Origin of the sequence: Pseudoalteromonas sp. SWXJZ94C, assembly GCF_015864385.1 — a bacterium.
Classification (GTDB): Bacteria; Pseudomonadota; Gammaproteobacteria; order Enterobacterales; family Alteromonadaceae; genus Pseudoalteromonas.
Map to the genome: position 1 here is coordinate 1 of NZ_JADYXF010000088.1, position 5,828 is coordinate 5,828.

A 5,828-nucleotide genomic window follows, 5' to 3' on the forward strand; every position below is an offset into this window, starting at 1 on the left:
AACTATCAGTTTTTTGTCAAAATATGCACGAAGAGCGAACCCAAAAAGAGATAAAGAAAAAGGACGATTAAAATGCGGCCTGAATCCAATTATCTCTTAATGTCTAACCTATGAAGCACCACTACCTTTGTTTAGTACGTGTGCATTTAGTTACTTTTAACTATTTTTTAGTTGTGCAACTAGCTCGCTAAGCCTAGCTATTTTTATATTACTTAGCTGCCTGTAATCAAAATACGGGCATACTATAATATTGTTGGCTATATCTATTGCAAATTCGTCGTCGAGCCACTCAAATTTCGCATTAAGCTTACCTTGTTGGAGTAAGCTTTTAGCGTGCGTACGCCCAGCAATTATGTGTAGCTGGTTTTTATTATTTGAAGCTTTATCTGTACAAGTAACAGTAATATTAGGCGCGCTAAATAGCAGGGCGGTTTTACTACTTTTTTGCAGTAAAAACTCATCGCGATATTGCTGCCAAGTAGGCGCTTGTTTAGCAAATGAGTAATACTCACTTGGTAGAGCAAACAATACTTTGGCGTACACGTTAAATACTTTGCGCCAACCATTACCGCAGTGCTGGTTTATGGTATTTATTTGTTCATTTATAACCGGTTCAAGGCATTGAAGTGTTTCAAAAAACGGCATTGGCGGTGCTTTTGCTACATACACAGCAACGCTAAATTGCATATCGCCTAAGCCAACTAATTGGGTATTCAAACTAGTTAGCCTTGTTTTGAGCTAAAATTCGATCAAGGTTATTTGCAAAGTTTTGACGGTCGGTTTGGCTAAGCGGAGGCGGTCCACCACTCATTTCTACGCCACTTGAGCGCATGGTATCCATAAAGTCGCGTACGTTAAGTATTGAGCGAATATTCTCAGTAGTATAAAGCTCGCCACGCGGGTTGAGTGCTTGCCCACCGTTATCAATTACTTCACTCGCCAGCGGTATATCGCCAGTAATAACTAAATCGCCTTTTTCAATACGTTTTACTATTTCGTCATCGGCTACATCAAAGCCTGACGATACTTGAACCCGGCTTATGTATTTTGACGGCGGAATACGCATTGCGTGATTAGCCACTAAAATAGTGTCGATTTTCATACGCTCTGCTGCCCTAAAAAGTATTTCTTTTATAACGACAGGACACGCGTCTGCATCTACCCAAATTTTCATGCTATGGTCATTTTTATTGCTTTAGAATTAATACGATCCTATAGCAATTTTTTTTAATCGGCTAGCAAACTTTATATCCATCTATATTTAGATAATACGTACGATTTATGTAATTAAAAAAGGAGCTTACATGAAGGCTATTAAATACGGTTTACTTATTACAGGGTTATTTTTTCTTAGTGCATGTACCAGCCCTCCTGAGGGAATAACACCCGTTAAAAACTTTGATATACAAAAGTATAAGGGCAAGTGGTACGAAATAGCTCGCCTTAACCACTCGTTTGAAGAAGGGATGGAGCAAGTTACTGCAACGTACTCTATCAACGACGACGGCACAGTAAAGGTACTCAATAAAGGTTACCTAACTGATGATAAAAAATGGGATGACGCAGAAGGCTTAGCCAAGTTTGTTGAAAACACTAATACAGGTCATTTTAAAGTGTCGTTTTTTGGTCCGTTTTATGGCGCTTACGTTATTTTTGAGCTTGACCAACCCGATTATCAATATGCATTTATAACCAGTTACAACAAAGATTACTTGTGGTTTTTGTCGCGTACACCAACGGTTAGTAAAGAGCTTAAAGAGCACTTTTTAACTAAAGCAAAAGAGCTTGGCTTTGCTACCGATCAAATTATTTGGGTTGAGCAATAAACAGTGTAAAGCCCCTTTACAGCTGTAATAAAAGTATCACCTCACTGTAAAGTAACTTAAATATACTATGGTTATGTTAAGTGTACTTGCCGTAGACAGTAAGTATTAGAAACACTAAATATCCCCTATTGTTGGCAAGCTATATAGCTTGCCATTTTTTTACCTAGTATATGGAAAAACAACGGATCACGCTTTTACTAACTAAGCCTAGTTTAAACCAACAAAAAGCCCTGTTAGTGCAATTATCGCTATATTTATAATACTTAGTATTTTTACATAACTAATTAAAAAATTATAAAAAATCATTATAATTAAGACACTTAGGCTCATAAAACCACAAAACAGTAATGCTCCATACCCTCCTTGAGTGGCTACAAAAAGCACTAAGCTTAGTAAAATACTGATCCAAGCGGCTAATAACAGCTTTTTACATTGGGGTTCTGTAGGGCGTTTTTTAAATACGCCTTTAAAGTGGTTAAACTTAGCCAGCGCAAAACAGTTAAAACTGAACAAACACAGGGAAAAACCAAGTAAATCAATCATGGTTTCTCCCTTTTAAGATTATTAGATTGGCTAGGGCTGATTGTTTTTGAGTTGCTTTTAGCAGTACGTAATTTTTCGGTTTGTATAAAAAATAATATACTAAACAGTAAAAACAGTGCATCAAAAGTAAATAAAGCCCATTGTTTTTGCATCAAATAGCTAACTATATTACCGTTAGTTGTAAGCGCATTAATAACTGGTACGCTTAAACATGCAACAGCATTTATAGCTGCCATAACTCGCCATTGCAGTGTATCGCGCTTTATAAGTGCTACAAGAGCAACTGCTAGCCATGTTAAAAAGAAGGCGAGTATTTCTTTATCTGCGCGCTCTGCGGTAGTTGGGCTAAGTAGTCTGTTAGCAATAAAAAATGCACACGTTGCCAGCGGGAGCCCCATAATAGTGGCTAGATTTAACCCTTCAACTAGTTTTAAACCAAACGACGGTTTAACGTTATTTTTAGTTCGCTCGCGAATTCGTTTAGCCCACATAATACAACCAGAGCCAATCATTACACAGCCTGCAATACCGCCTAATACGTATAACCAGCGCAACAACCACGTAGCTAAACGCCCCGTATGCATTGAATTAAGCGACTCGTAAAGCGCTTTGCTGCTAGTTAGTTCGTCACCAGTTTTAGCGACCATTTGTCCTGTAGCACCACTAAATATTAAGCGTGGTGCTTGGTCACGTAGTGTTTTACCTGCGCTTACCAATACGGTAATTGTTGAAGCTGCCATATTTGGTTGGTTAACTTGTACGCGGGTAATATCTGCATGTGGCCACTTAGTATAAACCTGATCTAAAATATTTTGAATCGGCACCATTGACGATTCGCCTTTGGCTTTATCGGTCATGGTGTTGCGAGGCGTTACATCATTAAAAAAGCCACGCATACCCTTATCGTAGGTCATTTCTGCAGGGTAAGGGAACAACATAAATATAAGCGTAATAATGCCCGTGTAAGTAATCATTAAATGAAAAGGAAGGGCAAGCACAGAGCTTAAGTTATGGGCATCTAACCATGTACGGCTGCCTTTGTTGCGTCTAAAGCTAAACATATCTTTAAAAATACGCTTATGAATAACCACGCCCGAAATAATGGCAATCAGCATAAAAAAGCTAGCAAAACATACAATCCAGCGCGCCGTTATTGCATCCATATAATGTAAATCATAATGCAACCGGTAAAAAAAGTTACCGCCTTTAGTATCTACAAAGGGCTCGAGCTCTTGCATAGTATTAGGGTTTAGCTGTGTGTTTTTAAACTGACTGCGGCGCTGACCTGGCTCTTTTGGTTTTGCATAACCATAGATTAAATAAGGAATACGCTGCTCAGGTAATGTAATACGCCAGCTTGGTGAGTTAGCTCCGTGACTAGCTAAGTAATCAAATCCTGTAATTATTTGTTGTTTTTGCGCTTCTATACGCTGTGTTTGGGCTTGTATATTATGTATGGCAGGTTGATTCCATAACGTTATTTCATCTCTAAAAAAGCTAAGAGTTCCTGCAAAAAATATTAAATATAATAACCAACAAACGAGTAACCCTACCCAAGTGTGTAACCAAGTCATCGATCTAAAAAAGCTGTCTTTCATACCCAATCCTTTAACATGGCAAGTAATAAAAGCTGAGTTACTATAGCTAGTAAAATACTGATCCAAACAGTTTTTAATGATCTAACCGTAAAAGCTAAAATAAACACAATTGAGTAAATTAAAATACTAACTGATACACACAGTAGCACTGCATCTTGCTTGGCTAGAGGCAATACAAGGCTAAGCAAAGCAGTTGTTATAGCCGTAAAACAATATCCACCTACAATGGCAATTAAAAAACGCATAAACACCGAAAAACGATATTTAAGCTTTGAAGGCTCTTTAAATAATTGCGAAAGCTGTGCACTAAGCGGTTGTGCCTGCATAATAAATTAATCCCTTATAAACGCCGAGGGTAAAAATGAGGCATTATTATATAGTTTATAAATACAAAAGATAGCTATTCTCATTTGTGATATTTAGGTTTATCGATCATTGTGCATAACTACTTAGTAAAATAATGATCCCAAATAAAATCAATGTATTGATCCACATAACTATAAGATTTAAGGTTACTCAATATATAAAATACAGGGCAAATATAACGATGAGCGATCACGAAAAACTAAATTATGTAGAATTTGCGGCATGCGACTTAGTGGCTACAAAAGTTTTTTTTAGCCATGTATTTAATTGGCAATTTACCGACTATGGTCCAGAGTACACGGCGTTTAGCGGGCAGGGGTTAGATGGTGGGATTTTTCAGGCTCCATTAAAATCACTAACTCAGCACGGGGCAGCATTACTTATTTTTTATAGCGACGACATACACGCAACCTTTAAAAAAGTAGAGGCATTTGGCGGAGTAATATTAAAACCTATTTTTGAGTTTCCTGGCGGTTGTCGGTTTCACTTTGCAGAACCAAGTGGTAACGAATTTGCGGTATGGGCGAAAGAACACTAGGAACTATAAGGGCTGTAGGGAATTGAGGCTTAAAGATCAGGATTTTACTAACTAATCGCTGTTTTAGATAAAATAAACCGATTTTTTACCAACTCATTAAGCATAAACAGCCAAAAAGAGTGTTTTTTAAGCATTTAAGGTCAAAAGTAAATGAATACGAGCCAATTAATAGAGCAAGTTAGTAAATGCGTGATCTGCGAACCTCACTTACCTTTAGGCGCTCGCCCTGTAATACAATTTAACCCAAATGCACGTATTTTAATTGCAGGTCAAGCACCTGGCACTAAAGTGCATGAAACGGGTATACCGTTTAACGATGCAAGCGGTAATCGCTTACGTGATTGGCTAGGGCTTACAAGTAGTGAGTTTTACAACGCCAATAATATCGCCATTTTACCTATGGGATTTTGTTATCCTGGAAAAGGGAAGTCAGGCGATTTACCACCACGTAAAGAGTGCGCACCCGCTTGGCGTGAACAATTATTAGCTGCATTACCAAACATCGAACTAACTATAATTTTAGGTAAATATGCACAAGCCTACCACTTACCACAAACAAAAAAGTTACCATTAACTGAGTTAGTAAAATCGTGGCGTGAGTATTGGCCACACTATTTGGTACTTCCGCACCCAAGCCCGCGTAATAATATTTGGCTTAAAAAAAATTCATGGTTTGAACATGACGTACTGCCAGAGCTTAGCCAACGCGTAGCCCATGTTTTAAATAAGAGCCCTAGTACCATTGAAGTAAAACAACTATAGCCACAGTAAAGTTAAAATTTAGGCATTAAAAAAGGTGGCATATGCCACCTTTAAATACTTTAAGCGTTAACTAATAACGATTCATAGGTTAGACATTAAGAGATAATTGGATTCAGGCCGCATTTTAATCGTCCTTTTTCTTTATCTCTTTTTGGGTTCGCTCTTCGTGCATATTTTGACAAAAAAATGATAGTT

At 37.7% G+C, this 5,828-nt stretch carries 8 protein-coding genes; 3 read left to right on the top strand and 5 right to left on the bottom strand.

What is annotated here, in order from left to right:
• Positions 1–156: 156 nt before the first annotated feature.
• Both I6F65_RS20700 and I6F65_RS20705 read right to left on the bottom strand, forming a co-directional pair.
• A complete protein-coding gene (locus tag I6F65_RS20700; protein WP_197114709.1) occupies positions 157–717 on the bottom strand; it encodes a hypothetical protein in 561 nt (186 codons plus the stop codon).
• Between the two features lies 1 nt (position 718).
• Positions 719–1,174, bottom strand: coding sequence for a YaiI/YqxD family protein (locus I6F65_RS20705; protein WP_165727905.1), 456 nt, complete (start codon positions 1,172–1,174; stop codon positions 719–721).
• Between the two features lie 130 nt (positions 1,175–1,304).
• On the opposite strand from I6F65_RS20705, the gene I6F65_RS20710 reads away from it, so the two are divergent.
• The gene (locus I6F65_RS20710) at positions 1,305–1,826 is read left to right on the top strand and encodes a lipocalin family protein (RefSeq protein ID WP_197114710.1); all 522 of its coding nucleotides are present in this window, start codon (positions 1,305–1,307) and stop codon (positions 1,824–1,826) included.
• Positions 1,827–2,033: 207 nt separating this feature from the next.
• Here the strand turns inward: I6F65_RS20710 and I6F65_RS20715 are convergent, their stop codons facing one another.
• From I6F65_RS20715 to I6F65_RS20725, 3 genes are read right to left on the bottom strand one after another with little or no spacing between them, the layout of a single operon-like run.
• Positions 2,034–2,369: a DUF3325 domain-containing protein gene (locus I6F65_RS20715; RefSeq protein ID WP_024611060.1), complete on the bottom strand. Its 336-nt coding sequence runs from the start codon at positions 2,367–2,369 to the stop codon at positions 2,034–2,036.
• On the bottom strand, positions 2,366–3,967 hold the full coding sequence (locus I6F65_RS20720; protein ID WP_024611059.1) for a PepSY domain-containing protein: 1,602 nt from the start codon (positions 3,965–3,967) through the stop codon (positions 2,366–2,368). Before I6F65_RS20720 ends, I6F65_RS20715 begins: the two co-directional genes overlap by 4 nt.
• On the bottom strand, positions 3,964–4,212 hold the full coding sequence (locus I6F65_RS20725) for a hypothetical protein (protein WP_231613257.1): 249 nt from the start codon (positions 4,210–4,212) through the stop codon (positions 3,964–3,966). The genes I6F65_RS20720 and I6F65_RS20725 overlap by 4 nt, the downstream gene beginning before the upstream one ends.
• Before the next feature lie 302 nt (positions 4,213–4,514).
• Between I6F65_RS20725 and I6F65_RS20730 the strand changes: the two genes are divergently transcribed.
• Positions 4,515–4,871, top strand: a complete 357-nt coding sequence (locus tag I6F65_RS20730; RefSeq protein WP_166112812.1) for a VOC family protein — start codon at positions 4,515–4,517, stop codon at positions 4,869–4,871.
• Positions 4,872–5,021: 150 nt separating this feature from the next.
• Positions 5,022–5,633 carry a uracil-DNA glycosylase family protein gene (locus I6F65_RS20735; protein ID WP_024611056.1) on the top strand — a complete coding sequence of 204 codons (612 nt, stop codon included), beginning with the start codon at positions 5,022–5,024 and terminating at the stop codon, positions 5,631–5,633.
• The last annotated feature ends 195 nt before the right edge of the window (positions 5,634–5,828 follow it).

What these genes read in the sequence shown, in the direction of transcription:
- I6F65_RS20705 (WP_165727905.1), bottom strand. Translation starts at nt 1,174, where the DNA reads ATGAAAATTTGGGTAGATGCAGACGCGTGTCCTGTCGTTATAAAAGAA.
- I6F65_RS20735 (WP_024611056.1), top strand. Translation starts at nt 5,022, where the DNA reads ATGAATACGAGCCAATTAATAGAGCAAGTTAGTAAATGCGTGATCTGC.
- I6F65_RS20715 (WP_024611060.1), bottom strand. Translation starts at nt 2,369, where the DNA reads ATGATTGATTTACTTGGTTTTTCCCTGTGTTTGTTCAGTTTTAACTGT.
- I6F65_RS20725 (WP_231613257.1), bottom strand. Translation starts at nt 4,212, where the DNA reads ATGCGTTTTTTAATTGCCATTGTAGGTGGATATTGTTTTACGGCTATA.
- I6F65_RS20710 (WP_197114710.1), top strand. Translation starts at nt 1,305, where the DNA reads ATGAAGGCTATTAAATACGGTTTACTTATTACAGGGTTATTTTTTCTT.
- I6F65_RS20730 (WP_166112812.1), top strand. Translation starts at nt 4,515, where the DNA reads ATGAGCGATCACGAAAAACTAAATTATGTAGAATTTGCGGCATGCGAC.
- I6F65_RS20720 (WP_024611059.1), bottom strand. Translation starts at nt 3,967, where the DNA reads ATGAAAGACAGCTTTTTTAGATCGATGACTTGGTTACACACTTGGGTA.